This window comes from Amycolatopsis sp. TRM77291 (genome assembly GCF_054166285.1).
On sequence record NZ_JBSZHF010000001.1, the window covers coordinates 3,442,433 to 3,469,287 of the forward strand.

General features: G+C 66.8%; 32 protein-coding genes and 1 pseudogene. 22 read left to right on the forward strand and 11 right to left on the reverse strand.

The window, feature by feature from the left end; all coding sequences use genetic code 11:
- Nucleotides 1-98: 98 nt before the first annotated feature.
- The gene (locus ACXIZN_RS16085; RefSeq protein ID WP_457955380.1) at nt 99-488 is read right to left on the reverse strand and encodes a MerR family transcriptional regulator; all 390 of its coding nucleotides are present in this window, start codon (nt 486-488) and stop codon (nt 99-101) included.
- A 328-nt stretch (nt 489-816) separates the two neighbouring features.
- Here ACXIZN_RS16085 and ACXIZN_RS16090 point away from each other — a divergent pair, with 328 nt between their 5' ends.
- Entirely contained in the window at nt 817-1,173 is a 357-nt protein-coding gene (locus ACXIZN_RS16090; protein WP_457955382.1) for a DUF3644 domain-containing protein, read from the forward strand.
- 28 nt (nt 1,174-1,201) lie between these two features.
- Here ACXIZN_RS16090 and ACXIZN_RS16095 read toward each other — a convergent pair whose 3' ends face one another.
- Nucleotides 1,202-1,438, reverse strand: coding sequence for an NYN domain-containing protein (locus ACXIZN_RS16095; protein ID WP_457955384.1), 237 nt, complete (start codon nt 1,436-1,438; stop codon nt 1,202-1,204).
- Nucleotides 1,439-1,672: 234 nt separating this feature from the next.
- Here ACXIZN_RS16095 and ACXIZN_RS16100 point away from each other — a divergent pair, with 234 nt between their 5' ends.
- Nucleotides 1,673-2,236: a hypothetical protein gene (locus tag ACXIZN_RS16100; RefSeq protein ID WP_457955386.1), complete on the forward strand. Its 564-nt coding sequence runs from the start codon at nt 1,673-1,675 to the stop codon at nt 2,234-2,236.
- Between the two features lie 517 nt (nt 2,237-2,753).
- Here ACXIZN_RS16100 and ACXIZN_RS16105 read toward each other — a convergent pair.
- Together ACXIZN_RS16105 and ACXIZN_RS16110 are read right to left on the reverse strand one after the other, a co-directional pair.
- A complete protein-coding gene (locus ACXIZN_RS16105; protein WP_457955388.1) occupies nt 2,754-2,879 on the reverse strand; it encodes a DUF2695 domain-containing protein in 126 nt (41 codons plus the stop codon).
- A gap of 335 nt (nt 2,880-3,214) precedes the next feature.
- The gene (locus ACXIZN_RS16110; protein ID WP_457955390.1) at nt 3,215-3,613 is read right to left on the reverse strand and encodes a hypothetical protein; all 399 of its coding nucleotides are present in this window, start codon (nt 3,611-3,613) and stop codon (nt 3,215-3,217) included.
- A 302-nt stretch (nt 3,614-3,915) separates the two neighbouring features.
- Between ACXIZN_RS16110 and ACXIZN_RS16115 the strand changes: the two genes are divergently transcribed.
- The 3 genes from ACXIZN_RS16115 to ACXIZN_RS16125 all read left to right on the forward strand — a co-directional run bounded on the left by ACXIZN_RS16115 (nt 3,916) and on the right by ACXIZN_RS16125 (nt 6,180).
- Nucleotides 3,916-5,025 carry an MBL fold metallo-hydrolase gene (locus tag ACXIZN_RS16115; protein WP_457960526.1) on the forward strand — a complete coding sequence of 370 codons (1,110 nt, stop codon included), beginning with the start codon at nt 3,916-3,918 and terminating at the stop codon, nt 5,023-5,025.
- A 138-nt stretch (nt 5,026-5,163) separates the two neighbouring features.
- Nucleotides 5,164-5,823, forward strand: a complete 660-nt coding sequence (locus ACXIZN_RS16120) for a DJ-1/PfpI family protein (protein WP_457955391.1) — start codon at nt 5,164-5,166, stop codon at nt 5,821-5,823.
- 39 nt (nt 5,824-5,862) lie between these two features.
- Nucleotides 5,863-6,180: a hypothetical protein gene (locus ACXIZN_RS16125; RefSeq protein WP_457955393.1), complete on the forward strand. Its 318-nt coding sequence runs from the start codon at nt 5,863-5,865 to the stop codon at nt 6,178-6,180.
- A 542-nt stretch (nt 6,181-6,722) separates the two neighbouring features.
- Here ACXIZN_RS16125 and ACXIZN_RS16130 read toward each other — a convergent pair.
- Together ACXIZN_RS16130 and ACXIZN_RS16135 are read right to left on the reverse strand one after the other, a co-directional pair.
- Complete coding sequence (locus tag ACXIZN_RS16130; protein WP_457955395.1) at nt 6,723-7,124, reverse strand: peptidase inhibitor family I36 protein; 402 nt, start codon at nt 7,122-7,124, stop codon at nt 6,723-6,725.
- 55 nt (nt 7,125-7,179) lie between these two features.
- The gene (locus ACXIZN_RS16135; RefSeq protein WP_457955397.1) at nt 7,180-8,217 is read right to left on the reverse strand and encodes a hypothetical protein; all 1,038 of its coding nucleotides are present in this window, start codon (nt 8,215-8,217) and stop codon (nt 7,180-7,182) included.
- A 298-nt stretch (nt 8,218-8,515) separates the two neighbouring features.
- Here ACXIZN_RS16135 and ACXIZN_RS16140 point away from each other — a divergent pair, with 298 nt between their 5' ends.
- The 10 genes and pseudogenes from ACXIZN_RS16140 to ACXIZN_RS16185 all read left to right on the forward strand — a co-directional run bounded on the left by ACXIZN_RS16140 (nt 8,516) and on the right by ACXIZN_RS16185 (nt 15,052).
- Nucleotides 8,516-9,904 carry a helix-turn-helix domain-containing protein gene (locus ACXIZN_RS16140; protein ID WP_457955399.1) on the forward strand — a complete coding sequence of 463 codons (1,389 nt, stop codon included), beginning with the start codon at nt 8,516-8,518 and terminating at the stop codon, nt 9,902-9,904.
- An 819-nt stretch (nt 9,905-10,723) separates the two neighbouring features.
- A complete protein-coding gene (locus ACXIZN_RS16145; RefSeq protein WP_457955401.1) occupies nt 10,724-11,935 on the forward strand; it encodes an MFS transporter in 1,212 nt (403 codons plus the stop codon).
- Entirely contained in the window at nt 11,932-12,702 is a 771-nt protein-coding gene (locus tag ACXIZN_RS16150; RefSeq protein ID WP_457955402.1) for a hypothetical protein, read from the forward strand. The genes ACXIZN_RS16145 and ACXIZN_RS16150 overlap by 4 nt, the downstream gene beginning before the upstream one ends.
- Nucleotides 12,695-13,312, forward strand: coding sequence for a CGNR zinc finger domain-containing protein (locus ACXIZN_RS16155; protein WP_457955404.1), 618 nt, complete (start codon nt 12,695-12,697; stop codon nt 13,310-13,312). The genes ACXIZN_RS16150 and ACXIZN_RS16155 overlap by 8 nt, the downstream gene beginning before the upstream one ends.
- 3 nt (nt 13,313-13,315) lie before the next feature.
- Nucleotides 13,316-13,513, forward strand: a complete 198-nt coding sequence (locus ACXIZN_RS16160) for a hypothetical protein (RefSeq protein ID WP_457960743.1) — start codon at nt 13,316-13,318, stop codon at nt 13,511-13,513.
- A complete protein-coding gene (locus ACXIZN_RS16165) occupies nt 13,459-13,665 on the forward strand; it encodes a hypothetical protein (RefSeq protein ID WP_457955406.1) in 207 nt (68 codons plus the stop codon). The genes ACXIZN_RS16160 and ACXIZN_RS16165 overlap by 55 nt, the downstream gene beginning before the upstream one ends.
- A pseudogene (locus tag ACXIZN_RS16170) lies at nt 13,568-13,765 on the forward strand (hypothetical protein); the annotation flags it as partial. The gene ACXIZN_RS16165 and the pseudogene ACXIZN_RS16170, both read left to right, overlap by 98 nt.
- Nucleotides 13,766-13,908: 143 nt before the next feature.
- Entirely contained in the window at nt 13,909-14,430 is a 522-nt protein-coding gene (locus ACXIZN_RS16175) for a phytoene desaturase family protein (RefSeq protein ID WP_457955407.1), read from the forward strand.
- A gap of 123 nt (nt 14,431-14,553) precedes the next feature.
- Nucleotides 14,554-14,763 carry a LuxR C-terminal-related transcriptional regulator gene (locus ACXIZN_RS16180; RefSeq protein WP_457955409.1) on the forward strand — a complete coding sequence of 70 codons (210 nt, stop codon included), beginning with the start codon at nt 14,554-14,556 and terminating at the stop codon, nt 14,761-14,763.
- Nucleotides 14,764-14,902: 139 nt separating this feature from the next.
- A complete protein-coding gene (locus ACXIZN_RS16185) occupies nt 14,903-15,052 on the forward strand; it encodes a hypothetical protein (protein ID WP_457955410.1) in 150 nt (49 codons plus the stop codon).
- Between the two features lie 53 nt (nt 15,053-15,105).
- Here ACXIZN_RS16185 and ACXIZN_RS16190 read toward each other — a convergent pair whose 3' ends face one another.
- Complete coding sequence (locus ACXIZN_RS16190) at nt 15,106-15,987, reverse strand: SDR family NAD(P)-dependent oxidoreductase (RefSeq protein ID WP_457955412.1); 882 nt, start codon at nt 15,985-15,987, stop codon at nt 15,106-15,108.
- A gap of 76 nt (nt 15,988-16,063) precedes the next feature.
- On the opposite strand from ACXIZN_RS16190, the gene ACXIZN_RS16195 reads away from it, so the two are divergent.
- Together ACXIZN_RS16195 and ACXIZN_RS16200 are read left to right on the forward strand one after the other, a co-directional pair.
- Complete coding sequence (locus ACXIZN_RS16195; RefSeq protein WP_457955413.1) at nt 16,064-16,657, forward strand: TetR family transcriptional regulator; 594 nt, start codon at nt 16,064-16,066, stop codon at nt 16,655-16,657.
- A 35-nt stretch (nt 16,658-16,692) separates the two neighbouring features.
- Nucleotides 16,693-17,340 (forward strand): hypothetical protein, encoded by a 648-nt coding sequence (locus ACXIZN_RS16200; protein WP_457955415.1) that lies wholly within the window; start codon nt 16,693-16,695, stop codon nt 17,338-17,340.
- A 177-nt stretch (nt 17,341-17,517) separates the two neighbouring features.
- Here the strand turns inward: ACXIZN_RS16200 and ACXIZN_RS16205 are convergent, their stop codons facing one another.
- A complete protein-coding gene (locus tag ACXIZN_RS16205; RefSeq protein ID WP_457955416.1) occupies nt 17,518-18,285 on the reverse strand; it encodes an SDR family NAD(P)-dependent oxidoreductase in 768 nt (255 codons plus the stop codon).
- A 52-nt stretch (nt 18,286-18,337) separates the two neighbouring features.
- Between ACXIZN_RS16205 and ACXIZN_RS16210 the strand changes: the two genes are divergently transcribed.
- The 3 genes from ACXIZN_RS16210 to ACXIZN_RS16220 all read left to right on the forward strand — a co-directional run bounded on the left by ACXIZN_RS16210 (nt 18,338) and on the right by ACXIZN_RS16220 (nt 19,926).
- Nucleotides 18,338-18,688, forward strand: a complete 351-nt coding sequence (locus tag ACXIZN_RS16210; protein ID WP_457955417.1) for an ArsR/SmtB family transcription factor — start codon at nt 18,338-18,340, stop codon at nt 18,686-18,688.
- Nucleotides 18,689-18,771: 83 nt separating this feature from the next.
- Entirely contained in the window at nt 18,772-19,359 is a 588-nt protein-coding gene (locus tag ACXIZN_RS16215; RefSeq protein WP_457955419.1) for a TetR/AcrR family transcriptional regulator, read from the forward strand.
- Between the two features lie 15 nt (nt 19,360-19,374).
- Nucleotides 19,375-19,926 (forward strand): carboxymuconolactone decarboxylase family protein, encoded by a 552-nt coding sequence (locus ACXIZN_RS16220; protein ID WP_457955420.1) that lies wholly within the window; start codon nt 19,375-19,377, stop codon nt 19,924-19,926.
- 439 nt (nt 19,927-20,365) lie between these two features.
- Here ACXIZN_RS16220 and ACXIZN_RS16225 read toward each other — a convergent pair whose 3' ends face one another.
- On the reverse strand, nt 20,366-21,817 hold the full coding sequence (locus tag ACXIZN_RS16225) for a hypothetical protein (protein ID WP_457955422.1): 1,452 nt from the start codon (nt 21,815-21,817) through the stop codon (nt 20,366-20,368).
- A gap of 70 nt (nt 21,818-21,887) precedes the next feature.
- Between ACXIZN_RS16225 and ACXIZN_RS16230 the strand changes: the two genes are divergently transcribed.
- On the forward strand, nt 21,888-22,472 hold the full coding sequence (locus ACXIZN_RS16230) for an RNA polymerase sigma factor (RefSeq protein WP_457955424.1): 585 nt from the start codon (nt 21,888-21,890) through the stop codon (nt 22,470-22,472).
- On the forward strand, nt 22,469-23,719 hold the full coding sequence (locus ACXIZN_RS16235; protein WP_457955425.1) for a hypothetical protein: 1,251 nt from the start codon (nt 22,469-22,471) through the stop codon (nt 23,717-23,719). Before ACXIZN_RS16230 ends, ACXIZN_RS16235 begins: the two co-directional genes overlap by 4 nt.
- Before the next feature lie 79 nt (nt 23,720-23,798).
- Here ACXIZN_RS16235 and ACXIZN_RS16240 read toward each other — a convergent pair whose 3' ends face one another.
- Together ACXIZN_RS16240 and ACXIZN_RS16245 are read right to left on the reverse strand one after the other, a co-directional pair.
- Nucleotides 23,799-24,017, reverse strand: coding sequence for an ATP-binding cassette domain-containing protein (locus ACXIZN_RS16240; protein ID WP_457960527.1), 219 nt, complete (start codon nt 24,015-24,017; stop codon nt 23,799-23,801).
- A 96-nt stretch (nt 24,018-24,113) separates the two neighbouring features.
- A partial coding sequence (locus ACXIZN_RS16245) for a BTAD domain-containing putative transcriptional regulator (protein ID WP_457955426.1) occupies nt 24,114-26,855 on the reverse strand: 2,742 nt, incomplete at its 5' end.

Below are 26,855 nucleotides of genomic sequence, written 5' to 3' on the forward strand. Positions count from 1 at the left end.
ACTTGAATGAGGTTCAGATCACGTTCCGCCTCGCAACGCCCCTGCTTCCACTGCGGTAGTCCCAGCGCATTCCGGCGACGATCTCCAGAAATATGAGATCAGTTCGACCGGGTACGAGCGGAGACGTGCGAGCGCAGAAGATCGGCGAACTCCTCGGCGATGGCCAACTTCGCACGCAGCTCCGCACAGGCCTTGTCAGCGGTCGCACCGAACTCCGCCAGCCGGGCCGTCGGGTCCTTCACCGTCGGGCTTCCCGGGACCGGGTCGAGGATCGCCAACAGGTCGCGCATCTCCTCCAGCTGAAATCCCAGCGGCTTCATCCGCTTGATCAGCTCCAGCCTGTCCACGTCCGGGTCGGTGTAGAGCCGGAAACCGCCCTGACTGCGAGCGCTGGGAACTACCAGGCCCACTTCCTCGTAGTAGCGGATAGTCCGCAACGACAGCCCGGTGCGCTCGGCCACCTCGCCGATCTGCATCTGCTCGCCCACACCGGTTCCCTTTCTCCTGGCGACCCGCCGCACTCGACCCGTCGACGGTGAGGCCATAACCGCACCCCCCGTAACAGTACTGTCGCGCCTCACGGGCCACGGCCGCAAACGCCCCGGCGATGTGTCGATCACAACCGCCCAGGATCCTGCGGGCAAGGCGCCACCGGCAGCGCTGGCGTCCCGACACCGCGGTGCCGCAATCCACGGGCGTAGTGGAAGCCTTCAATGCTATTCCGATCAGATCGGCACTGAGCGTTTGGGGCCTAGTAAAATTAGATTCGAAGCTCTCAACTTTCACCGCATGGCACCGCGACCACGATTCGCGCACATGGTCGACGCTTCTCGCGATGAAGCGCAGTTCGCCGTGCGCTTGTCCAACGCTCCATCAGAGGTCCGTTCCTTCGAGGGCTTTGTAGTTCACATGCACCTTGCCTGGCTTTACCTCCTACACGCCGAACTCACTCGGGACAGCATCGACTTCCGGTACTGGCGCGCTCGGGGACGAACACGGCGGCTGGAACGGATCGAAGGTGAACCGAAGCGCTGGGATCTGGCCACCTGTGTGCAGCACCGCTGGCCCGACAAGTCCGCCCCGGTGCGGGCGAACCTCGAATTCCTCGTCGCGCTGCCAACAAGATCGAACACCGGTACGCCCGCGAGCAGCAAGCACTTGCCGTCGCCGTGAGCGGCCAGAACCAGGCACTCCTACTCAACTACGAGCAGTAACTCACTGACCAATTTGGAACCGGATCGTCCCTCGCTACCCGCCTGCGGTTCCCAGTCTTCGTGGGAGGCTTCACCGACGACGTTTCTGCGCCGACGCCGATCACGTATTTGCCGAATTCGCGCAGCTTCGACACCAGCGGTGAGAAGTCGTTGTCGCCGCTGGCCAAGACGAACGCGTCGACCGACGGGTGCACGATCAGGGTCTCCATCTCGTCCACGGTCATCCGGATGTCCGCGCCGTTCTTGCGCGAGGACCCTATCCCAGCTGTACTAGGTCGACCCCGTTGCGCTCCAGGGCCTGCTGGTAGCGACCGAACCGCGGGTCGGCCCAGTCGGCGTACGCCCGGCACAACCAGGTCAACGCCTTCGCTGGGACCGGAGGGAGCCGCCATGTCAGATCTTAACCGCGCCATTAAGATGCTGGACCTGTCCGAAAACTTCGCGCCGAGGAACCAATCATGAGCATCGACCTCGACGATCTCGTCGACCGGGCCAAACTTGGCTTGTTACACAAGCGGGAAATCGCCGAAGTGGTACGCGAACTCCAGTCCACCGACGATGAAGAACGGACCTACCGGCTTCTCTACATTGTCGGCCGTTCCTCCGCCACGGAGCACGAAGACCTCGTCGCCAGTTTCCTTACTGGGGGTGACCCGGAACTTGCCAGGCTCGCCCTGCAGACTCTGTGCACGTTCTGGGGTCTGACGGAGACTTATCTGGACTCGATACGGATATTTCTCCGCGGCGTTTCTTGGGATCACATTGGCGAAGTCCGGCACGTTGCCGCCTCGATCGCGGGCGAATATTTACGTGACCACGCAGACACCGGGCTCCTCACGCGGTTGATCGAGCTCGCTCACCCCGGGAATGACGACCCGGTGGAACGACGCATCGTGCTGGAAGCCCTTGCGCGGGCGCTCGGTGACCCCATCCAGGAGACGCTCCGCGCCGGCGGCAAGGACCGCGAGAGCTGGTCAGCACAGGTGCTGACCAGGGCCGAAAACCGACTCGCCACCGAGTAACACCAACAAATGACACCGTCACATGGTCCACACCGTGCTGGTCCGGGCTACGGGTCGTCATCGGTGTCCTTCGGCGTCGACCTGCCGCGCGCGGCCGCGATGATCGTCGCAATGGCGGCGCCGAGCGCGGGACGAACGCCCGCACGGCTGGGCGGCTATCGGCATCGACGGCAGCCATCCATACATCCGACTCCTGTCCGCGCAGCGAGCACACCCTGGCGGCGAACTTACGGGCATCGCCAACCAACGCTGTCGTGACCGAACACGCGGCGTTGGTGTCCCACCTGTTCCGGCGTTGGTCGAACCCGCCCGCAGTCGCGGCGGCAGCGCACTCGACTGAAGTGGAACGGGGCGGTGGCCACCCAATTCGACGAATTATCCGTCCGGTACGAGGCCACCACCATGATCGCCGTGCTTGGCGAATGGCTTCGACCCACCCGCCAAACAGTGCCTACGCCGTCTGATCCGGGTCCGTGTTGGCCGAGACCTCGCAGTCGCAATACCCGCCGGCATCCCCCTAGAGCCTCCCGCAGCGTCGGCCAGTCGATACCCGCTCCGACGCCCACACCTCGGTCAGCCGGAGGCTGTGGTCACAGCCTTCGACGCCAAGCCGCTCATCCAGCCAGTCGTACAACGCGTCCAACTCAGCACGATCAAGCCCCAGAGCATTCCAAGCGGTGACACGTGCTGCTCCTTGTACGCGTTGCGCCGCGCCTTCTCACCCGAATNCCTCGGTCAGCCGGAGGCTGTGGTCACAGCCTTCGACGCCAAGCCGCTCATCCAGCCAGTCGTACAACGCGTCCAACTCAGCACGATCAAGCCCCAGAGCATTCCAAGCGGTGACACGTGCTGCTCCTTGTACGCGTTGCGCCGCGCCTTCTCACCCGAATCCACAAACACAGTGTTCATCACACCAGGATGACTCTGCTGTCCCGCTCGACACGCAAGCATGCGGTTTCCACGGGAAATCCGGCGCGATCAGAAGTCCTGGAAGGTCAGGCCGACCGGGCGGTCGACGCGCTCGGCGTGCAGGGTTTCGATCGTGCTCTGCTGACGGCGTATGTCACCGGCAGCACTCGGGGTACCACTCAGCGTAACCAACTGGTCACCGCGATACTTCCACGGCCTCCGTGGAGACGCAGCAGGAACGCGCGGCAGCGTTACTTCCCCGAACTCCCGGCGCCCTACCTGGGACTCGGATTCGTCGGTGTCGAATTGCCTGATCTGTTCGCGCTGGCCGACGTTGTGATCTCCCGTAGCGGCGCTGCTCGCCACGGCCATCACGGCGGCGGGCTTGCACGACGCCGTGACGCGGCTGCCGGCAGGTCCGCTACTGCGTCGTGCCTGGCTGATCGTGCACGCCAGTGGCGCAGGCACTCTGCGAGAGGTGACGGCCTTCGGGGACAACAACATTATGAATGCCGCGGCAGTTGGCCATATTCCGCTGGTAGTTGTCCACAAACGAGTGTCGGGTCGGCGCACAGCTGCTTAGAGTCGTTATCAGGTTCGGCGGTCGCGTCTCAGCGGAAAACGTTGGGATGAGCGTGTTTTCGCCCGCGGCACTTCCTCCGGCCCGTAGCGTACTCGACAGAAAGAGCACCATGTGTGATGTGATCGCCCGTGCCGTGATCGAAGCTCAGGCACAGGACGGCTCCAGTCGCCGCCGTTTCCTCAAAGTCATGGGTGCGACCGCAGCGGGATCTCTCGCAGCAGGAACCGGAATCGCGAACGCGGCTCCCGAACGAACGGATGTGGGCAGCCGAGCCAGTCGGACCCGGCTCGTCCTTTTGGGAACCGCGGGTGGCCCGACAGTTCTCGACCACCGAAGGTCCGGTACGTCCACTGCCATCGTCTATCAAGACCGCGTCTACGTCGTCGATCTGGGGATGGGTGCCTACCAGCGCCTGGCGCAGGCCGGGCTACCGCCGGGAATCGACGCGGGCAACATGCTCGGCAACGTGCGCGGGCTGTTCTTCACCCATCTCCACAGCGACCACGTCACGGACTGGCCCGCGATGTACAGCACCGGCATGTCCAATTCTATCGGCCGCACCGCACCGCCTATCGAGGTGTGGGGACCGGGAAACCGGAACACCCTGCCGCGGGTCTTCCCTCCCGGGAGGCCGCAACCACCGGTGGTGAATCCCGCCGATCCGACACCAGGTCTGGTAGGCATGACCGGCTACCTCCGGCAAGCCTTCGCGACCGATCTCAACGACCGGGCGCGGGACAGCGCACTCGCCGGACCCGACGGTCTGTTCCGGCTCCACGATGTCGAGCTGACCGGAATCTGGACACCCGATCCGGAAGGCCGGCCACCGCGCCTTCCCACCCCCATCCACATCTGGCAGGACGGCGACGTCAAGATCACGGCGACTCTCGTCGATCACCACCCCACGGCGCCGGCCTTCGCCTACCGATTCGACACCCCCGACGGATCGATAGTCGTCTCAGGGGACACCACGGTCAGCGAGAACCTCATCGACCTCGCACGTGACGTCGACTATCTCGTCCACGAGGTCATCGACGTGCAATTCGTCGAGCGGCTCTTCTCCGTGCTGCCACCCGAAACGGCCAACGCGTTGCGTGAGCACATGCTTTCGTCGCATACGACGATCGAGCAGGTCGGGGCTCAGGTCGCCGAGCCCGCCGGCGCGAAAACCCTGGTACTCAGCCACCTCGTCCCGGCGAACAATCCGGTGCCCCGCTGGCGGCTGGCACAGCGGGGATATTCAGGACGCCTGATCGTCGGTACCGATCTCCAAAGCCTGAACGTGCGCCCGATCTGAGCCGAGTGCACGCCTCCGCTCACCGAAGTGATGGGCCATATCCGATCGAATGCTTCATCCAGCCTGCGGTCCATAAGCCCGAACCAGCCCACCATGGCGATAACCGGCAACTCGCCGAAACGATCACAAGGAGTTCCGTTGACGACCCAAGCCGCGCAAATCGTGCTGTTCGACGGGTTCGACCCACTGGACGCGATCGCGCCGTTCGAAGTTCTTGCCGCCGGCAGCGACGAGGCCGGTCACACGTTGCACATCGAGTTCGTCTCCGCGGAGGGGGCCCGGCGGGTCGTGTCGGGAACCCGCGGCATGGCGCTGGAAGCGACCGGCGTGCTCGACCCGGACCGGCCGGGCTACATCGTCGTTCCGGGTGCCTCCGGGCCGGTGGACGGCGACCCCGAGGAAGCGGAAACGATCCCCGTTCTGCTGAACAGGTTCGGCGAAAGCGCCGCCACACCGCTGCTCGAACAAGCACTGGCCAATCCCGACGTGACCGTGGCGACCGTGTGCGGAGGCTCGCTCGCCTTGGCCATGGCCGGGCTCATCGAAGGCCGCCACGCCGTAACACACCCGCTCGGCATGGAAGTACTCGAAGCCACCGGTGTGCAGGCCGTCCACGCGCGAGTCGTCGACGACGGGGACCTGGTTTCCGCCAGCGGGGTGACATCCGGGCTGGACCTCGGCCTTTACCTGCTCGAACGCGAGTACGGCTCACACGTCGCTCACGCCGTCGAAAAGCTTTTTGTCCACGAACGCCGCGGAACGCCCTGGCGCACACCGTCCGCCGCGCAAACCCGCTGACAAGGCCGTCTGACATCGACCCGAAGGGACCACGCTCACATGAACGCCATCGCCGGGGCCTGGGAGCTGAAGCTCAAAACCCCGATCGGCACGCTCGCCGTCACCTACGATTTCGTCGAAACAACAGAGGGACTGACCGGCACCGCCACGACCAAGGACGAAACCGTCACCCTCACGGATATCACCACCGAGGAAATCTCCGAAGGCGAGCGCGTCACCTGGCGCCAATCGGTGACACGCCCCATGCGCCTCGACCTCGACTTCGACGTCATCGCAATCGGCGACGAACTCACCGGCCACTCCCGGGCCGGACGCCTGCCCCGCACCAAGGTCACCGGCAGCCGGCTCAGCCACTGAACGATCACGAACACCTCGAGCCGGCCAACGCGCATTCAGCGGGTGCTCACCGCGATCCGTCCCTTTGCCCGGGACGTTTCCAGGCTGTGACCGACCGGGGCGGTTCGGCGCGCATGTGGTCGCGGACGCGGGTCATGATGGTTCTCACCACCGAGGACATGTCGATCTTGGGCGACCTCGCGGTTTCTCGGCTTGTCTCACGGTGACATCACCATGACCAGCCTCAAGCTCTTGGCGTTTCCTCTGCTGAGGCTGCGGGGCCGACGGCTGGCGTGCGCTGGCCGAAGGCGTAGCGGCGAACCGGTAGGTCAGTACGCGGATGTGTGCGACACATCCGATCCCGGCCAAGCGCTGCTGGCTCCAAATCCAGGCACTCGAAGCCAGCAGCGCGGACGCGTGTCCGATTAGCAGCCTTTAAGGAGGGAGCTGATCGTATTCTCCACAGGCGGTAGCACCGGCGTCGTCCAGTCGCCGATCCGCAACATTAGACAGCGATAGTACGGCTCACGGTTGGCTTAACGCGTGGGCATCGACTCCCCTGCTCAGCAGCCGCGCAGCGAGCTGATGCGGTCGTTCATGTGGGCGGGCACGTTTCCGTGCCAGCCGACGGAAACACGCCACAGGGTGCCGCCGTAGTTGGCGTCGGTGTAGGTGCACCAGATCCTGTTGGTGTGGTTGTAGACGGAGGAAATCTGGTCGTTGAAGTTCTGTCCCTGGAGATTGGCGGAGCCGGTCTGGAAACGAACCATTCGGCCCTGAGCGTTGGCGTGCTCCCAGGCGCAGAACCAGCCGGACGGGCAGTCCGAGTAGGCGGTGATCGACACACCACCTTCTTGCGACGCCGGGGCGGCCCCTGCCGTCGTTTCAGCGCTCGCCGTTCCGGCGAATGCCACGCCGGCGGACAAGGCCGCACCAGCGGCGATCGTGGCGAAGAGTTTCTTCATTTCATCTCCTGTTTGTTGTTGGTACGCCGTTTGTGGCGGCGCGGTTTCCCGGTCATCAGCTCTTGACCGGGACGACGAACACATGGCTCATGCCGGCGTTGTGGGTCGTGGTCGACCCGCGTGAGTCGGTCAGGCCTACCGCGGTTCCCTGCACCCCGCCGTCCATGCCGTCTTTCCACTTCACCAGGACGTAGGCGTTGAACCGCTGTTCGCAGTCGGCCCGGACTGGGAAGTCGGGCAGGTGCAGCGGCACGTAGTGGTGGTGCACCGAGTAGGACATCCGGCGGGTCGTCGTGGTGGCGTTGCTGGTCTGGCAGAGTTTGTCGCCGTTCCACTGGTTGACGAAGAGCGTGAAGGAGGCCGTCGAGGCCGGTGGGATGTTGCAGTCCTTACCCTTCACCGGGTAGCACGTCTTGTACTCGGTGTCGGCGAAGACGCTGAGTTTCGTGAATCCCGGCGCGAGGGTGAAGTACGGCAACGCGGGCTCGCGCGCCACGACCTCGGGGTCCGGCCCGACACGCACAAGGCCACGGGGCGTGGCCCGCTGGGCGGGCAGACCGTCCGCGGTGTTGGCCACGGACGTGTCCGCGAACTCGAGGAATCCGTCGTGCAACTGGAACCGGGCGTCGAGTTCCTTGCGCATCGTGGCGGCACGGACGTACGCGGTGCAGGTGACCGTCGTGTCGACACCGGGGTGGACCAGGAAGCGGGTGGTGAGCTGGACGTCCTCCTTGTCCGGCTCCAGGGACGCGTCCTTCTGGAGGATGTTCTGCCCCGTTACGTAGCTCTGTTCGCCGCCTGGCCAGGTGCACCGCACCTCGTTGTCGAACAGCGAGCGGTAGGTGGCGGAGTTCGCGCGCATCACCGATCTGACGTAGGCGGTTTGCGTCGCCGACATCTCCAGGTCCACGCTGCCCAGCTCCTTGACCTCCTGGTCGAACTTCACCGGCTCACCCGGCTTTGTCTCGGGCACCTTCGGCGCGAGCACCTGTTGCGGCGTGAACTCGACATAGGTGGCATCGCTCGCGATCGCCGCCGGCGCGAGCACGACCAGCACCACGGCACCGAGAATGAAGGACAGTATTCGTCTCACCCGCGGTCTCCTTTCATCAGTGAGAATTTAGGGTGACGAACTATTCCCGCGATAAAACATGCACGCCTTCATGGGGCGTGGTGTCGAGTTTCTGTGTCTGCGGATGATCCTGACGTGAATTTGTTTCACGGCCCACGAGGGGTGCGGAACAACCATGTCGGGTGACGGGCAGTGGCGGCAAGGGCCGCCGGGACGTGTGTCGTCCCGGCATGCGTGAAATGGGCCTGAGCAGGGGGTTCTCGGGAGGCGTGGGACGGTGTCATACTGGCTCGCGGCACCGGAGACTTGGGGAGGGTCGATGGATGTGTCGAGCACGCGCAGCGAGCTTGCGCAACTTCTCGCTGCGCTCAAGGAGCGCAGCGGACTGAGCTATTCAGAGCTTGGCCGAAAGTCACATATCAGCAGTTCCACCCTGCATCGATACTGCTCTGGAGTAACAGTTCCACCCGATTACCGGACGATTGCCGCAATCGCCACCGCATGTGGAGCGACTGACCAAGACCTCGCCGATTTACTACGGCACTGGAATGTGGCCAACGGCAAGATCACCATGGAGACACCAGTTTCCTCGGTGGAAACCCCCGACCTGGCCTCCGGCTCTGGCCGGCGGCGCCCACGATCACTCGCGGCCGCCGCTGCGGTCCTCGTGGCGATCGTGATCCCGTCGAGCACGGCATTCCTTGATTCAGCCCCCTCCACTTCCGCGCCCGCCGACGCCGTCGTCCGATACGACTTCGCGCCACGTCGCATACTCGCGCCGCGGACGCCCAAGGCCGTGCCTGGCGGATCCTGGAAGCCCGATCATGAGGTGGTGGCGCTGGGCAGCGTCGAGCTCGAGATGTCGACGACGCAGACCGCGCACGTGGTGTCGGTGATGCGCGCGAGCTCGGCGACCCACCGCTCGCTGTTCGACAACGAGGTGCGGTGCAGGTGGCCTGGCGGTGAGCAGAACCATGTGACCGGACAGAACCTCCTGCAGGAAGGCATGTCGTCGGAGCGGGAGAAGGAAGAGGTCCAGCTGACCACACGCTTCCTGCTGCATCCCGGTGTGGCCACGAAAGTCGCCTGCACCGCCTACGTCCGCGCCGCGGCGCTCAGGGAAGACCTCGACGCGCAGTTCCGGCTGGACAGCGGGAGAATCGAGGTCGCCGACACGTCCGTGGACAACACGACCACAGGCGCGCCCGCACAGAGTGCGGTGCCACGTGGCCTCCTGCACGTGGGACCGGCTCCCCGCATGATCGCCCGGGAGCCGGTACTCAGGTCCGTCACCTTCGCGCCGGGATTCACCCACCTCAGCGTCGTCGCCGACACCCAATTCCAGGTCTGCTATCCGCAGAAGTACAAGCTCTGCGACACGCCCGATCCGACCGCGTCGACGGCCACCTTCACTCTGTACGTCACCCAGTGGAAGGGCAACGAGGTCTGCCACAAGGACCGGGCCACCGGGGAACTCCGCGAGATGTCGTACGCGGTGCACCGCCATCACGTACCACTGCACCTGCCCAACTTCACCGTCCGCGCCGACTGTGACCCGCGGTTCAGCGCCTACGTCATGGTGAAGTGGGTAGACGGGATGGACGGCGGGGTACAGGGCGCCGTGGAAGACCTGACCGACTCACGCGGATCCACCTCAACGCACAACGCCAACATGAGCCACATCTTCATGATCCCCCACAAAGGCTGAACAGGCCATCGGCGGACCGGGACGTTGTTCAACGACCGCGCACACACTTCTCATAAATGGTGCCGCCGGCGAGTCCGGCGGTGGCCGTAGCCCTGCGCCATCGGACCCTTCTGGCCGCCGAAGTCCACCTACGGGGGCGCGGCGGAGCAAGCAGAGTCAAGAAGAAGTAGCCGTCGCCGCAGCACCGACCGCACCTCACCTGTCGACCCGGCGACGTCGGACCTAGATGTGATGGGCCGTCGGCGAAGCAGGTGGCCCTCGCTTCCGAGTTGGTGGTATTTCGTGGCTTTGATATGCGTACCGGCATAGCTGATGCCGTTGTCCTCGACGGTGAACGCCACGGGAGCAATAGATGCATCGGTCACGGAAACCCCACAGCAAGAAGAAAGGGAAGACGCCATCAAACGGTTTCAATGACGAGAACGATCACCATGAACGTAGCACCCGTGTTCGATTAGACGCAACGAAGAGCGCAGTGCGACAAGCACTGCATCCATGCCGACATCCGAGTGAAGCACGCATCGAGACGTATTACTCCTTGTTCAACGACGCGCCGGTTTGGATTACCGCGCTGCGGGTATCGCGCGAGGCCACCCCGCACCAAGGGTTACGCCAAGCAGGTGGGACACCTCGAGGGTCACCGTCGAAATCGGGTTTGCCGGTGCATCCAGACCTGGTCAGCGGGATACGCCAGGTCAAACGAGGGGCATATTCCAGCAGTGGCATCATTTCCGGCCGCCGACGAGGTGCCAGTTACTCCAAACCGGTGAAACTGCGATAGCCGGTGTGTGAGCGAACGGACCAGGGGTAATCGGAGCCATGCACACCGGAACAGCGGCCGCAACGACGCCGGAATCGGGCGGCGAATGGGCCGCCCCGTGGCGCCTCGGTCTGTGCGGATTGGCGACACTCGCTGTCGCCTACGGATTCGGACGATACGGGTATGGCCTGTTCCTGCCGCGCTTTCAGGTCGAGTTCGGTGGCTCGGCCGGACTCCTCGGCGCCGTGACCAGCATTGGCTATCTCGGAGAGCTGGTCGCTCTCGGCGTCGTCGGATGGTGGGCGGGCCGGAGGTCACCGCGGTTGCCGATCGGCGTCGGGCTGGGCTGCGCCGGGGCTGGGATGCTGCTGATCGCCGTGGCCCCGAACACGGGCGTCCTGGTCGCGGGAGTGGCCGTGTCCGGAATGGCTCCGGGATGGGTCTGGACGCCGTATTCCGACGTCGTGGAGGATACCGTCGCCCCTGGTGCGCGCGCACATGCACTGTCGTTGATCAGCACCGGCACCACCTTCGGGGTCGTCCTCGCCGGCCCTGCCGCCTTGTTCGCGACCGACTCTCGTTGGAGGGTGGTCTGGCTCGGTGCGGCCGTGGCGGCGTTACTCGTGATGGCGTGGAATCTCCGTACACTGCCGTCTGCGCCGGCGACGCGCGCGCGACCACGTGAGCCGGTTCGGTGGCTCGAATTGACGCGCAGGCGAGGCACCTGGGCCCTGTTCGCCGCGGCGGCCTCGTCGGGGCTCGTCGGCGCCGTCTACTGGTCGTTCGCCGGGCTCGCCGTCGCGACGGCCAATGGCGGGGACGAGCGTGTGGCCCCGGCGCTGTGGACGGTCATCGGGATCGCGGGCGTGGCAGGGGTGTTCACAGGCCGTTTCGTACGACGTCACGGTCTTCGCTCGACCTTCGTGGTCGCCCAGCTCGTTCTTTCCAGCTCGACAGCCATTCTCTGGCTGGCGCCGCAGGGCTGGGAATTCGCCTTGACCTCAGCGGTTCTCTACGGCGGCGGGTTCATGGTCGGCGGCACTTTGCTGTCGGTGTGGAGTTCGATGGTGTTTCCGGACCACCCCACCCGCGGCTTCAGCGTCGTGGTCGTCTTCATCACGCTGGGCGCTGCCGCGGGGCCTGCAGCGCTCGGACTCGTCGTCGATCTCGCCGGTCTCACCACCGCCTTCGCCATCACCACGCTGCTCGCGCTGGCCACCCTGGTGGCCCTTCCTCGACACACACTCACACGATCGGGAGAGACACGGTGACCACAGCCATCGAACTGACCCGCAGCGACATCCTGGGCCGCCCCAGTTTTTGGAAGGTCTCCGAGCTGGGGGTCCGGCAATTCGAACATGGTTACCCCGCGGACCTGCTGACGACCATCCTCACCAAAGCACTCCACCTCAGAGTGAACGCGGCGAAGACCAACCTGGACCTGCGTTACCTCCGCGACGCGCATCGTCACATTCCCGAAGTCGCGCAACTGATGTACGACAAGGAAAGACTGCGGCGTCTCAGCGATCTCGCCGGTGTCCCTCTCGAGCCCTATCCGGTGGACTTCCTCAGCTCCATGATCACTTTCATGGGCCCCGAGGACGGCACCGTCGATTGGCACGGCGACAGCGTGCCGGTCACAGAGCTTATCGCATTGTCGGCGGACGACGTCTCCGGTGGAGAACTGGTGCTATATCGCGGCGAGCTCGACGAAGGCCGCGTCCGACTGGCTTCGGAGGGGTTCCTGCCCGAAGACCGGACCACCCGGATCACCCACCGCGTCGGTCACAGCGTTTTCGGCCAGCTGATGGGTGTTCTGCACAGAACCGCTCCGATGACAGCCGGTACCCGGGTGACCCTGAACCTCAACCTCCGCTCGGCGGTGCAGCCGCACATCGACGATCAGCGGCTGAGTCACCTAGCGGCCGAGAGCCCGGAGTTCGACTGGCTCGACCACTACGTCAGCGATGTTCGGTTCCGCCAACTGCGCTCGCTGCGAACCAGCGCCGCGGCCGCCGGGAAGGATTCGGATGCCTGAACCACTGGAGCACATCGGCGGACTCGCCTGCCTGGACTTCGCCAATACCGTCGGCCCTCGCCGGGCTCGCGCAGACAAGGATCCCCACGACTATCTCGCCGACTTCACCAGCCTCGTCGAGTGGTCCGCGAACGCCGGTACCATCGGGACGAACCGAGCGGGTCTGCTGCGCAAACGCGTCGATCGCGATCCCGACGCGGCACGCGACACACTGTCGCGGGCCAAAGAACTCCGCGAGTCCATCTACGTGGTCTTCGCCGCCATCGCCCAAGGTGATGAACCGCCGGGCTCAGCACTCGAATACCTTCAACAAGAGTTCACCGAGGCGATGCGACGCGCCAGCCTGGTCTCCACGCCGGCCGGTCTGAACTGGAGCTGGTCCCCCAGAGGCGAACTCGACTGCGTTCTCTGGCCGATCGCACAGTCCGCGGTGGAAGCCGCGATCAACGCCGATTTCAGCCGGATCAAGGAATGCCTCGGCCACAACGGCAGCTGCGGCTGGCTGTTCTACGACACCAGCAAGAACGGAGCCCGCCGGTGGTGCAGCATGAGCGCCTGCGGCACCTGGGCGAAGACCAGCCGTCGCCGGTCCTCCGGCAGGAAGGGGTGAACCATGTGCGGCATCGTCGCCATCCACGGTGAACCCGTTCCCCTGCTCGGACGGCACATGCTCGACCGCATCGCCCACCGCGGCCCGGACGATCACGGGAGCGTCGAGCTACCGAACACCGGTTGGGCCACCGACGATTATCCATTGTGGACACTCACGGTGGACACCAGCCGCTCGTCGATCACGGGGGCAATCACCTGATCGGCAACGGCGAAATCTACAACCACGCGACTCTGCGCTCGCTGTTCCCGGGCTATCGCTGGTCGACGGGTCCGACAACGAAGTCGCTCTGCGCGTCGCCGTCAACGGCGGAGGGCAGGCGCTTTCGGTTCTGCGGGGCATGTTCGCGTTGACCGCCGCCGGCCCGGGACTGCCGTTCCTCGCGGCCCGGTAGGCATCAAACCACTCTACTGGGCGCATATTCCTGGTTCGGTGCTGTTCGCTTCCGAGATGAAGGCCTTCGACCCTGAGCATCGCGGCCGCGTAAGGCCCTTCCCGCCAGGATTCTTCCGGAGCCCGATCGCGCGAGCCTACCGCAGGTTCCGGTTCGGCCCGGCCGCGTTCAAGGTCGATTTCGCCGTGGAAGGCGATGTCCCGTGGACCGCTCCGGCCGCCCGGCGCGCGGGCACCGTCCACCGCGGCGGATCCGCCGCGGAGATCGCCGCCACCGAGCGGGCCGTCCACAAGGGACACTGCCCGAGCAGCCGTTCGTCCTGGTAGGACAGCAATACCTCGCGGACCCGAGTCGATCCGCGGGAAACGTCCACCCCGTTTGGGCCTACGCCCACGTTCCGCACGGGTACGACGGTGACGCGACCGGACCCATCACCGCGCAGCTGGAACGCTTCGCACCGGGATTCCGGGATCGTGTCTTCGGAACCGCCGTCCAGACACCCGCGTCGTTCGCCGCGGACAACCCCAACTTCGCCGGCGGGAACATCCTCACCGGGGCCAAGGACTTCCGGCAGCTGCTCTTCGGCCCGCGCACCACCCTGAATCCCTACGACACCGGTCTGCCGGGGCACTGCCTCTGTTCCGCGGCGACACCGCCCGGACCGGGCGCGCACGGCATGTGCGGGGCCGCGGCCGCCCAACGCGCGCTGCGAAAGGTGCGCTAGGAGTGGTCGGCGGCCTCGCGGTTGGCGGCGAGGCTGGAGTTGTGCCGCACGTCCGGGCGGTCCTGATGTCGGGGGAGGAAGGCTGTCGGCAGCGCGGCCGCGATCGCGGCGACGATCCGGCGGGTGGAGGAAGGGGCGAAAGTCTTCGCGAAGGACGCTTCGTCGACCCTGCCGGAGCAACTATCTCAGCGGGAACTGGCCGTCCTGCAGCACCTCGCCACGGGCATGAGCAACGTGGAGGTCGCCGCCCGTCTACTGCACTGGCTCGACTGCGGCCGCGGCCACTGCCTGTACCTGTACCCCTTCATCGCCTGGGCCCGGACCACAGCTTGAAGCCTCAGGGCATCCGCACCATTCCAGCGATACCCGGCACCACTCTCACTGCTTGACGACAACGACCGCCTACTCCCACCTACACAGGCGTCTCGATGAAGACCTCACACTCCTCTTTGGACTTCCCGCCACTGCGATCGTGCGGCCGCATCACGACCAGGTGATCACGACACCTACTTGGCCGGTCGCGACGGCGGCGTCGTGCACGCGCCGAGTACGGGCCCGCCAGGCGCCGGCGACCGCGTTCGGCGTGCTGGAGACCGGCGTCGTCGTCTTCGAACAACCCTGAGAAGAGCGTTGCAGTGGGTCATGTCTCGCTTACCCGGTCGCATGATGGCGGGCTCACAACGCAGTCACCCGGTCGCGATGTGTCGCACACAGATCCCAGATGGTGTTTCGCGTCGTTTCGTCCAGGACAGCGTCGGGCCACCGGGCCGGGATGACCTTGCTGTTGAAGTAGGTCCCGCTGATTCCGCGAACGTCGGCGCTGGACGCGAGATGGACACTGGACCGTGTGGCCTTGAGCAGTGCCCGTCGGCCATAGACGACCGGCATCGCGAGCCGCAACAGTGGCACGATCGGCCGGGCCAGCGGCGGGTAGGTGTCGATGGTGAGGCTCTTGTTCATGGAAGTGTAGGCATGACCGGGGTACGCCACGTTCAGCGTCACCGGCTTCCCTTCGAGCTCCTGGGCGAAGCGGTAGCTCATCGCCATCTGTGCCAGCTTGGTCTGGTTGTAGAACGACAGGCCGACGTAGTACTTCTCGCCCTGAAGATTGTCCAGGGCGATACCGCCTTTCGGGATGCCGCCGGTGATGTTTATGACCCGAGCAGCACCCGAGGCCAACAGCGCCGGCATCAGCCAGTGCGTCAGACAGAACGGTGCCACTACGTTGACCGCGAACGCGGTTTCGAGGCCATCCTCGGTCACCTCACGGTGAGACCTGGTCGCTCCCGCGTTGTTGATCAGCACATCGACGCTGCCGTTCCGGCTGCGGACCTCGTCGGCGAGGCGCTTCACCTCGCCGAGCCGGGACATATCGGCCGTGATCGCCTCGACGCTGTCATTCCCGCTGGAGCCACGGAGCTCCTCCGCGGCGGCATCGGCGCGGTTCCTGTCACGCCCGACAAGGACGACGTTCGCGCCGAGCCCTGCCAGGCGTCGCGCGGTCTCCTTCCCGATCCCTCCCGTGCTCCCGGTTACCACCACAGTCCTGCCTTCCACGTCAGCACTCCACTCGCTCAACTTATGTCACTCGGTGACACTATCGTCTTCGAGTGTAGAGAAGTAGTCTGAGTGCATGAGCGAAGGGCTGCGGGAACGGGCGAGACGAGTTGTGCGAGCGGAGATCGCCGAGATAGCCATCGACCTGTTCACCCGCCAGGGCTTCGAGAACACGACCGTCGATCAGATCGCTCGAGCGGCCGGCATGACCAAGCGCAGCTTCTTCCGGTATTTCCCCACCAAGGAAGACGTCGTCTTCGACGGCGTCGACCTCACCGGCGAGGACGTGGTCGCCGACATCGCCGCCCGACCTGCGGACGAAGACCCCTGGGACTCTCTACATCACGTATTCCGCGCCCGGCAGGACGACATCCAGGCGAGCGAGCAGGTCCTCGTCACCCTGCGGCTCATCGAAGCCACGCCCGCACTTGTCGGAAGACTCCACCAACGACGAGCAGAATGGCGACGGCGAGTCAGCGACGCGCTCAAAGACGGACGAGGCGCCGAGATCGACGCGTACACAGCCGACCTGCTCACCAACACCGCAACCGCCGTACTCGATGCCGTGTCCAGCCACTGGGTGCGATCAGGCGGGAAGTCGGACCGGCGAAGGCTCCTCGACCAGGGATTCACCCAAGTCCATGTTGCCCGCGACACGCCGCAGCCCTGACGACCGCACCTCTGCCCGACCTCACCCGCGCACGGATGGCCTTCGCCGACGCCAAACTCGACCTCGAACCGGATGAGATCCGTCGCCGTCTCGCCCGCGACATCCGTCGCGCCGACGCCGTCGCGCGCACTTCCACCCGCCTCTCGCGGGGGCGCCGCGTCACCAGCACCTGCGACCTCGATGTCACCGGATCCGGAACCGCCGCGGCGTTCCTCGCCTGGTTCAACGACACCGGACGGGACGACTACGCCCGCAGCATGATCGCCGCCAACCCGGACCACTTCCTGATCGACACCGCACCCGACGGACGACAGGAAGTCATCGAAACGACCGGGGGCAGCCCACTCGCGACCCGGTTCCTGATCGACTACGCCGACACCGCGGAAATCATCACCCACCGGAACCCCGAGTTCCCGCTCGATGCCTCCGGTGTCGCCCGAACCGGCACAGGCCTGGCCATCGGCGGCGTCCGGCACGAGTTCCGCGACCACGCCGACGGCTTCCACGCCCACCTGTGCGTCGAGTCCCTCGGCTCACCTTGCCCACAATGGTCACCCAGCACCGGATGCACCTCGCCTGCGAGTTCTCGAACTGGATCACCCTGGCCTTCACCCGCTAACGACACCGCACCCGCGGAAGCCACCAACCCCGCGTCGAAGCCGACCCCGTCCTTGCTCCAGTAGCGGCCACCCAACGCCGGTGCACCCCGGGCCCGTTCCAGTGTCCGGACCATCACCCACGACTTATCGCAGCGTCGTCACCAAACGGGCAGATAGCGTGGTCGAACACAGCGGCTCCGCCTCTTTCGGATTCTCGCCCGACGGAGTTCCGGTGAAGCGGTCGTGCCAGGCAAAGACTGCTCAGAGCAGTTCGAGCCCGCCATCGAGGGTGAGGACCTGGCCGGTGAGCCAGCTGGATGCCGGATCGGCCAGCCGCAGGAGCCAGGTGGCCACTTCGCCGGGTTCGCCTCGGCGTCCCAGCGGGATACGGTCCGCTTCGTCGTTCTTGATCTGTTCGACCATGTCCGTCGTCAGGCCGGCGGACGCGAGGGCTTCGCTTTCGGTGGGTCCCGGGGCCAGGGCGTTGACCCTGATCCGGTCGGGCGCCAGTTCCAGGGCCCAGCTGCGCGTGAGGTGCTCAAGCGCGCTCTTGGTGGCGGCGTAGTGAGCCGCGTTGGGCAGGGGCCGATGACCGTAGGTGCTGGACACATTCACGATCGCCCCGCCGGTTTCGCGCAACTGTGGCAGCGCGGCGCGCGCGAGCAGGCTGGGGGCGGTGACGTTGAGGCGGAACAGGTCGTCGATGCGGGGACCAGTGGCCTCGGCCAAGGGCATCAGCGCGGTGGCACCGGCATTGTTCACCAGGACGTCCACCGCGCCCCAGCGTTCCACCGCTGCCCGCACGACGGCCTCCGGCGCGTCATCGGCGCAGATATCGGCGGCGACCACCGCTATGCCGGGGTGCAGGCCGGCCGTGGCGTCCAGAGCTTGCCGACGGCGGCCGACGCCGAGGACATGGGCTCCGGCCCGGGCGAAGGCCAGCGCCGCGGCCCGCCCGATGCCCGAGCCCGCACCCGTGACGATCACGACCCGGCCGGTGAATGCCGCTTCTGTGTCGGTGCCGGACATGATCCTCCTTGTTCGATGTTCGTAGAACGTCGAACAAGGTAGCATGCCCGTCATGCATCAAGCGCCACATCCGGACACCGCGGAGATCACGCTCGTCCCGGTCATGGCGGCCTTGAGCGATCCCATCCGGATAGGCCTCGTGCGAACACTGTCCGATCGCCGCGAGCGAGGCTGGGGCGAACTGCGCGCACCGGTGGCGAAATCGACCCTCAGCCACCACCTCCGCGTATTGCGGGACGCCGGGATCACCCGGACCCGCCAAGAAGGCACCCGCTGCTACGTCACCCTGCGCCGAGACGACCTGGAGCAACGGTTCCCGGGCCTGCTGGACGCGGTACTGGCCGCGGCGGACATCGACCACGTCGGACGACACGTGGGCTTGGGTACCGGCAAAGGCGGATAGCGACACGAGCCGGACGACGACTTGCGGGCCGCTCGGAAGAATCGCTATCTTGGAACGAACGTTTCAAGATAGCGGGGTTGGCCATGCCCGACGTGAAGCATTTCGATCCGGACGCGGTACTCGACGCCGCTGTGCTGTTGTTCTGGCGCCAGGGCGTGGACCCGACCGGAGTACAGGACATCGTGACCGCGACCGGGGTCAACCGGTCGAGCCTGTACTCGACGTTCGGCGGCAAGCGGAATCTCTATGTGGAGTCATTGCGCCGCTATGTCACGCGGCGATCCGAGCCGATCATGCGACGGCTCGCCGAGGACATCCGCGGCTTGCCCGCCATCACGGACTTCTTCGACGGGCTGATCACGACGCGTTGCTCCGGCGAGTACGCGCGCTGGGGTTGCATGATCTCCAACGCCCACGCAAACAGGGAGAACGACGACCCCGACGTGCGTGCCGTCCTGAATCTGCACCACGACCGGCTGCGTACGGCGATGCGCACCGCCATGGAGCACGCGACCGCGGCAGGCCAGGTGCGGCAGGAGGTATCCCCCGCCGCGGCCGCCGACATGCTGGCGTTGCTGGCATACGGCGTCAATCTCCGGTCTCGCGCGGGCGCGGAACCGGGCACGCTCAAAGAAACCGTATCGGCCACCATCGCGTTGCTGGCCGCCTGAGAGGAGACAGCCCAGATGCCCGAGTTCACCCTCCACGACGAAACCAGCGCGCCCGAAGCCTCCCGGCCGCACCTGGAATCAGCGAAACGGCGCATGGGTTTCATCACCACCCTGAACGCGGTGATGGCCGAGTCGCCCGAACTGCTCGCCGGTTACAACGCCCTGGCGGAACTGTTCGGTAAGTCGTCCCTTCCAGCGAAAGCGAAGCACGTCGTCTGGATCACCGCCAGCGTCCAGAACGGATGCGAGTACTGCGTCGCCGCACACTCCACCCTCGCCCTCAAGTCCGGTGTGGACAGTGACACGGTGACCGCCTTGCGGGAAAGCAAGCCGCTGGCCGACGCCAAACTGGACACCGCGCGCCGTTTCACCGCGTCGATGGTCGCCCGGCAGGGCTGGGTTCCCGACGAGGAAGTCGAGGAATTCCTGGCCGCGGGTTACACCCAACGCCACGTGATGGACGTGATCCTCGGCGTCGGCATGAAGACGCTGTCCAACTACACCAACCACATCGCCCACACCCCGCTCGACCCCGCCTGGGAACAGCAGCAGTGGAAGCGCCTCTGACCGACGGCATGGTGCGCTGTCGGCATCCCGGTGTTCCGGCTGACGGTCGAAGACACCAGCGCCGTCTACGGGCCGAAAGCACTCGAACTCTGAAATCTCGGCGAGTTGTCCTACGCGTTCGACCGGGCGAAGCCTTGTTCCTCCGAACGGGGGGAAGCGGGTTAAACCGATCATCCGTCGTACGGAGCCGGATGTGAGGTGGGCGTGCCGGCATCCGTTCCTCGCGGCACCGGCCTCGGCCGAGGCGACCAGCTACGTCGGCCGCGCGCAGGAGGGCGCGGCGATACGCTTCGAGCACGGCGCCGTGTTCGTCGAGCTGGCCCCGGTCCCAGTAGCGGCCAGCATCCGTTCCGCGGCGCCTGGTCTGCCGCCGCACAGTGTCCCGGGACCAGGCGCGATGACGCCAGAAGCAGTCGAAGGAGCGATCGGGGCTCGGGCTTCACTCCTTGTTCGGCACCAGGTACAGCTCCTGCTTTCCGAGAGTCGGCGCGTCGAGTGTCCAGTGCGCGAGCGCGTCCAGTGGCGGGGTAGCCAGCCTGCGCAGCACGAGTTCGGGACGGCGTGGCCGGACATCGAAGTCGAAGAAGGCGTAGTTCACGCGGAGTATCGCGCGGATCCAGCGGTTCTCCCCGCCGCGCGCCTCGATCGCGGCCGGCAGCAGGCCACGGTCGGAGAACATGTCGACGACAGGGCAGCCGCAGCTGTAGGCGAGGACGCCGATTTCGCCCGCGCTGCCGACGATCCGGCCTCCGGCGAGCGTTCCCAGTTCCGCTCCGATACGTACGTATTGCGCGCTCGAGGTGTAGTTCGACGTGAACGGCGCGTATGTGCGGGGAAGTCCGGCGGCCGCGTACGCGATCGAACCGGCGACGATCAGCGCGAGCACTCCGCGGGCCATGATTCGGTGGGAAACCGCTACGGCACAGACGAAAACGGTCGCCGCGGTGAGGCCGGGGCCGTAGTACCAGTGGTAGGGCGGGACCGCCAGCACCACGTAGCCGAGGTGGTAGAGCAGGCCGCCGAGGGCGAGCATCAGGAACGGCCGCAACCCGGCGGGGATCGTGCGGGGCCGGATGGCCAGCGTCACCACGGCGAGGACGGCGATGACGGCGGGCAGGAAGGCCAGCGCCGCCATCACCGGCGAAGTACGCGCGTAGAACAGCGGGCCGTTGCCGAAGTTCCAGGCACCCCAAGCGTGTTGCGCACCCTGGAGGGTCTTGATCACCACGGTGTCCGGTACCGCCGCGCCGAGCACCACCCAGCTGAAGCCGAACCACGGCAGCGTGACCAGCCCGGCGCCGAGCAGCGACCGTCCCGTGCCGGGACGGAGGAAGACGAAGAGCACCGCCGCGAACACGATCAGGTCCAGCCGAACCAGCGCGAGCAGGCCGGCTGTCAGACCGAAGGCGAAGGGGATCTTCTCGACGGCGAACACGGTGAGCCAGCCCAGGACCGCCGCGCCGAGGGCGACCTCGAGCCCGATCGACGAGAGCAGAAGCGGGTTCGCGGTCAGCGCGGCGAGTGTGAGGGCCGGGAACCGGGGCGGCAACCCGGACGCCGCGCCGAGCCTGCGCAACCCCAGGGCGAGTAGAACCTGGCACAGCACGAACAACACCCCGGCGGCGAAAACGGCGTCGCGGACGACGACGGTCAGGGCCGCCAGGATGAGCACGTTCGCCGGTGACGTCGCGGTGTTCGATGTCGCGTCGGCGAGCAGGCCCCAGTGGCCGTGGAAGGCGACGTTGCGCGCGTACGCCAGCGTGATGAACGTGTCGTCGATCAAATGCGGACGGGCGAGCAGGAACACCACCGCCGAGAGCACCGCTACGGACAGTGGCATCCGCCAGGATTTCGCCTGGTTGTCCGTCGCCCGGACCTGTTCCATGATCATGGCTTGATGTGGCTTCTCCGCCCCGGAAAGTTGCGCGCAACGTTCGGCCGGTGCCGGCCACAACCGGGGTGTGAGCAGTCTTGCGATCGGGGTGGGGGTACCGGTGGAGCAGACCGGTGACCGGGAACTGTGGGCCAGCGCGGCCGGCGGCGACGAAGGGGCGTTCGGTGAACTGTTCGAACGGCACGCCGAGGCCCTGTGGAACTACACGTATCGTCTGACCGGTTCGTGGAGCAGCGCCGAGGACCTGGCGTCCACGACGTTCCTCATCGCCTGGCGGCGGCGGGCCGAGGTGACCCTGGTGCGGGACAGCGCCCTGCCGTGGCTCTACACGGTCGCGGCCAATGTCGCCCGTGACGAGCACCGCGGTGCTCGCCGCCGGCTGCGCCTGCTCGGGAAGATCCCCGCCCAGCCCGCCGTATCCGACCACGCCGATTCGGTGGCCGAGAAGATCGACGGCCAGCGCCGGCTGGGGCGAGTCGCCGAAGCCGTCAGGTCGCTGCCGAAATCACAGCGCGAAGTCGTCGAACTGTGTCTGGCCGCCGAGGTGAGCATCGCTGACGCCGCGGAGTTGCTCGGTATCGCCGAGGTCACCGTCCGCGCCCATCTTTCCCGGGGACGAGCCCGGCTTCGTAAGTTGCTGGAGGAGAAATGAGCGGCGAACCCGTGTACCCGCCGCGCCGTGCGATGCCGGACGACGTCCGCGCCCGGATGCGATCGGCCGTCCGCGAGGGGGTCGCGAAACCGCGGCGGACGGCACGCGTCTGGTACGCCGCCGCGGCGGCGGTCGTTCTCGTCGCGTCCGGTGTCGCCGCGGCGGCGCAGTCGCTTCGTCAGCAGGGGGTGGAGCCCGGCCCCGCGCCGGCCGCCGGTGGGCTCAACCTGGACATCAGACTGGCGACGTCATCGCTCGATCGCTGTTGGGCCGCGGTGCGGGCCGCGGGAAAGACGGACCGGGTGGCCCCGCGCGAGGAATGGGTTCCCCATTTCACGGACGTCATGCTGGACGTTTCGGTCGTCGCCGCGACGGCGGCGGGCAGGCCGATGTTCTGCGAGACGACGCTGACCACCGTGACCTTGTCCGACCCGAACGCCACCCCCACATACGCGCCCGGCACCCGCACCGGACTGCTCCTGCAAAGCTCGACCGGACTGATCGGCGGGGTCCTCGATCCGGCCTGGCCGGGTGCGGGTCTCGCGTTCCAGGCCGAGGATTCCGGCGGCGGGGACGCCGTGGAAGCTTCGCCTCTGACCCATCAGTTCGTTTCGTTCACCTGGACCGCCCCCGAGAAGACACGACTGTCCGTCTACGAACCTGCCGGAGCGACGACCACGAACCTGCCGTCGGCTCCGGCACCACTGCTTTCGGCCGTCGACCGCCCGGTCCCCCCGGCCGACCGGACCTCGCCCGCGGGACATGCGCTGGGCGAATGCCTGGACGGCGCGGCGGACGCCGTCTCCGACGCGGCGGGATACCGGCCGGGCGCACTGCTGGACAAGGACGGCTATCAGGTCGTTCTCGGTCGTTTGGGCGACCGGAGCCTGGCGTGCACGACCGTTCCGGACCCGCGGCGACCCGGCCGGCTGAAGATGCGGGTCTACCAAGACCATTTCGAGATCCCGCCGGAGCAGCCCCGGACGATCCCGATGCAGCCCCTGGGCGGTGTGGAAGACGGTGGAGACCGGAGCGACGCCCGGACACCGTTCGCCGGGACGCGACTGCCGGCGGCAGCGGTCACGGTGACCTGTGACTTCGGCGCCGGACTGACCTCGACAACCGAGGTGGTCGACGGGACCTTCGTGGTCTTCGTTCCGAAAGAGGTGAACGATCCGTTCCCGCAAGGGGTTCGCATTCAAGCGCGTGATGTCAACGGCACCATCGTGCTCGAAAGGACTCTGTAGCCGGGGCGACCGCGACACGCAATGCCTCGTAGAAAAGCGCAAGCCGAAGCCGCGTGGGGCGACCGGCCGATGGCCACGATCACCGCCACCGAGAGGAAAGCCCCCTGCGCCGGAACAGCCGTAGCCGTGCGGGCACGGGTCCGGCCAGATCGGCTCCTTCGAAGCTGACCGTCCCCGAGGGGGGCCGGTCGAGCCCCGTCGCGAGCCGCGCGATGGTGGATTTGCCCGAACCCGACACACCGACGAGCCCGTGTGCACGACGAGGTCGACCCCGTCGTGCGATCCCTCGGTCCCTTATCCGGCCCGGCCCTCGGCGGTCCTGGTCATCGAATCCCCCTCACGTCGGGTATCCGACGTAAGACAGGCCGGGCGCACGACCGGTGCCGCCGCGAACCTAACCCCGGCCGGACTCGGACATCGGCGACAGTTCGCGGAGGTGACCGCGCACGCCGCCGGCCATCGGGTCGGCGAGGATGTCGAGCACCGGGAGGGCTTCCTCCCACGCGTTCCTGGCCTGCTCCGGATCATCGCCGGCCCTGCGGGCGTACCCCAGGTCGACGAGTGCCGCCGCCAGTTCGAGCTGGTCACCGCTCTCGCGCAGCGAGGCCACCGCCTCGTCGAGGGCGTCGAGCGCCTTTTCCGGCAGGCCCATGCGGCGGTACAACCGGCCGAGATTGGTGAGCGTGACGCCTTCTCCCCAGCTGGAGCGCAGTTCGCGATGCAAGCGCAGCGCGTCGGTACAGCAGCTCAGCGCCGATTCATGCTCGGCCAGTACCCGGTGGGCGCCGCCCAAGCTGTTCAACGCGATCGCCTCGCCCCACGTATCCCCGAGCGCGCGCGAGGACTCGACGCAACGACGAAACACCCCGACGGCGTCCTCCGGGGTTCCCGCGGTCACGAGAACCTCGCCGAGGGTGTGCAGGATCGCGCTCTCACGACGATCTTCGCCGGTCTCGCGGCACTGCGTCAGCGCATGCCGCAGTGTCCGCTCCGCGTCCTCGCATCGGCCGATCCAGTACTGAAGCGTTCCCAGGGCGTGCAGGATCCGCGTCTGGCCGGGCTGCACGGCTCCGCTCTGCCCGGCGGGCGGGCGATCGGGGCGAAGCAACTGCACCCAGTCCTCGAGCGACACCCGGCCGTGGTGTGCCGCCGAATCCGTGGTCGATGCCAGGCTGAGACTCGCCTGGTCGACGTGAGACCAGTCGACGAACTCCTCGTACGTGCCGAAGGTACGGACGAACCCCTTCGGCATGGCGAGGCGGGCACCGGCTCGGTCGCCGGGAAAGAACCGCCGGTACGCCGCCGTCATCGTGTCCACGTAGTACTCCAGCACCCGCGACTGCGCCTGCTTGCGGTCCGGCTGCGACTCGCTCGCGAGTCCCTGCTCGCGGGCATAGGAGCGCAGCAGGTCATGGAACTGGTATCGCTCGGCCTTGACCTGCTGGATCAGGCTCGCGTCGACCAGCGTCTCCACGTGCCTGTCGGCGTCGTCGGGCGAGGTGCCGAGGAGCGCGGCCGCCTCGAAGCGGTCCACATCCGGCCCCAGATGGAGACCGAGCAGGTGGAAGGCACGCCGCGAATCCGGCGGAAGCCGGTCATACGAGAGGGCGAACGCCGCGGCGACGCTGCGGCTGCCCGACCGCAGCCGCGGCACGATGTCCCGTTGATCGCTGAGCCTGCGGCGCAGTGCCGTCACCGGCACGGACCGGGACAGCCGGGCTCCGGCGATCCGGATGGCCAGCGGCAGCTCCCCGCACAACCGTACGGTTTCGGCGATCGCCGCGCGGTCCGGCTCGGCACCGCGAGCGGCCGCGATCCGGGTGAGCAACCGTCCCGCGTCGGCGGGCGAAAGCGGATCAAGGGTGAGCTGGCAGGCGCCGTCGAGGTCCAGCAGCCGATGCCGGCCGGTGATCACCACGGCACAGCCCGGCCCGGCCGGGAGCAGGGATTCGACGCGCACGCCGTCTCCCACGTTGTCCAGCACCACGAGCGCCCGCCGCTCGGCGAGGGCGTCGCGCCAGAGCATGGCCCGCGTCTCCGTGTTCTCCGGTATCGCCTCCGCCGGCACGCCGACGGCACGAAGCAGCACGTGCAGCGCGTCGTGGGCGTTTCGCGGTGGCAGACCCGGCGTGTGCCCGTACAGGTCGATGTAGAACTGCGCATCCGGGAACCGGTCCGCCAGTGAATGCGCCAGGTGGACCGCGAACGCCGTCTTACCGACCCCGGCCATCCCGTCCACGGCGATCAGTACCGGTGATGTCCGGTCCGCGCTCGCCGCACACAGTTCCGTGATGCGTCTCGTCTCGGCACGGCGTCCGGTGAAGTCCGCGACATCGGGCGGCAGCCCGCGCAACCCGGCGGCCCTGGGCTCCCACGCACCGGCTTCATCCCGCGGGGATTCGTCCTGGAGCCGTGACACCGGGTCCGCCTGCTCCAGCACCATCCGATGCGCCTGCCGCAGCCGCGTTCCCGGCTCGACCCCCAGTTCGGACACCAGGAGTTCACGGGTCTGGCGGAACACGTCCAACGCCGCGGCCTGCCTGCCCGACCGGTACAGCGCCACCATGAGCAGCTCGCACAGCGACTCCCGCAGGGGGTGGGCGGTGCGCAACCGCTGCAGCCCGGCGATCACCTCGACGTGGTTTCCCAGCTCCAGTTCGACCGCGAGGCGTTCCTCCTGCACCGCCAGCCGGGTCTCCGCCAGCGCGTCGGCGTTGCTTCGGGCGAACGGTCCCGGCACTCCCGCGAAGGGGCTGCCTCGCCACAGCTTCATCGCGGCGTCGAACTCGGCCACGGCTTCCGCGAACCGGCCGGCCGTCACGGCCTCACGCCCCAGCGCGACGTGGTCGTCGAACACATCGAGGTCGAGTTCACCCGGATCGACCCGGATCCGGTAGCCGCCCGCTTCCGAGACCAGCCGGTCACCGCGTTCGGCCGCGGCGAAAGCGCGCCGGAGGCGGGACACGTAGGTGCGCATCGTGTCCACGGCCGTGGCAGGCGGCTCCTCTCCCCAGATCGCGTCGACCAGCGACCCCAGTCCGACCACCCGGTTGGCGTTCACCAGCAGCGCGGCCAGCACGGCTTGGGAGCGCGGCCCGCCCAGCTCGATCCGCCCCAGCGTCCCCCACGCCCCCAC

Coding starts and splice junctions, on each gene's coding strand:
- ACXIZN_RS16090 (WP_457955382.1), top strand. CDS start 817: ATGGTCGACGCTTCTCGCGATGAAGCGCAGTTCGCCGTGCGCTTGTCC.
- ACXIZN_RS16095 (WP_457955384.1), bottom strand. CDS start 1,438: ATGACCGTGGACGAGATGGAGACCCTGATCGTGCACCCGTCGGTCGAC.
- ACXIZN_RS16100 (WP_457955386.1), top strand. CDS start 1,673: ATGAGCATCGACCTCGACGATCTCGTCGACCGGGCCAAACTTGGCTTG.
- ACXIZN_RS16115 (WP_457960526.1), top strand. CDS start 3,916: ATGGGTGCGACCGCAGCGGGATCTCTCGCAGCAGGAACCGGAATCGCG.
- ACXIZN_RS16125 (WP_457955393.1), top strand. CDS start 5,863: ATGAACGCCATCGCCGGGGCCTGGGAGCTGAAGCTCAAAACCCCGATC.
- ACXIZN_RS16130 (WP_457955395.1), bottom strand. CDS start 7,124: ATGAAGAAACTCTTCGCCACGATCGCCGCTGGTGCGGCCTTGTCCGCC.
- ACXIZN_RS16140 (WP_457955399.1), top strand. CDS start 8,516: ATGGATGTGTCGAGCACGCGCAGCGAGCTTGCGCAACTTCTCGCTGCG.
- ACXIZN_RS16145 (WP_457955401.1), top strand. CDS start 10,724: ATGCACACCGGAACAGCGGCCGCAACGACGCCGGAATCGGGCGGCGAA.
- ACXIZN_RS16155 (WP_457955404.1), top strand. CDS start 12,695: ATGCCTGAACCACTGGAGCACATCGGCGGACTCGCCTGCCTGGACTTC.
- ACXIZN_RS16160 (WP_457960743.1), top strand. CDS start 13,316: ATGTGCGGCATCGTCGCCATCCACGGTGAACCCGTTCCCCTGCTCGGA.
- ACXIZN_RS16195 (WP_457955413.1), top strand. CDS start 16,064: ATGAGCGAAGGGCTGCGGGAACGGGCGAGACGAGTTGTGCGAGCGGAG.
- ACXIZN_RS16200 (WP_457955415.1), top strand. CDS start 16,693: ATGGCCTTCGCCGACGCCAAACTCGACCTCGAACCGGATGAGATCCGT.
- ACXIZN_RS16205 (WP_457955416.1), bottom strand. CDS start 18,285: ATGTCCGGCACCGACACAGAAGCGGCATTCACCGGCCGGGTCGTGATC.
- ACXIZN_RS16210 (WP_457955417.1), top strand. CDS start 18,338: ATGCATCAAGCGCCACATCCGGACACCGCGGAGATCACGCTCGTCCCG.
- ACXIZN_RS16215 (WP_457955419.1), top strand. CDS start 18,772: ATGCCCGACGTGAAGCATTTCGATCCGGACGCGGTACTCGACGCCGCT.
- ACXIZN_RS16220 (WP_457955420.1), top strand. CDS start 19,375: ATGCCCGAGTTCACCCTCCACGACGAAACCAGCGCGCCCGAAGCCTCC.
- ACXIZN_RS16225 (WP_457955422.1), bottom strand. CDS start 21,817: ATGATCATGGAACAGGTCCGGGCGACGGACAACCAGGCGAAATCCTGG.
- ACXIZN_RS16235 (WP_457955425.1), top strand. CDS start 22,469: ATGAGCGGCGAACCCGTGTACCCGCCGCGCCGTGCGATGCCGGACGAC.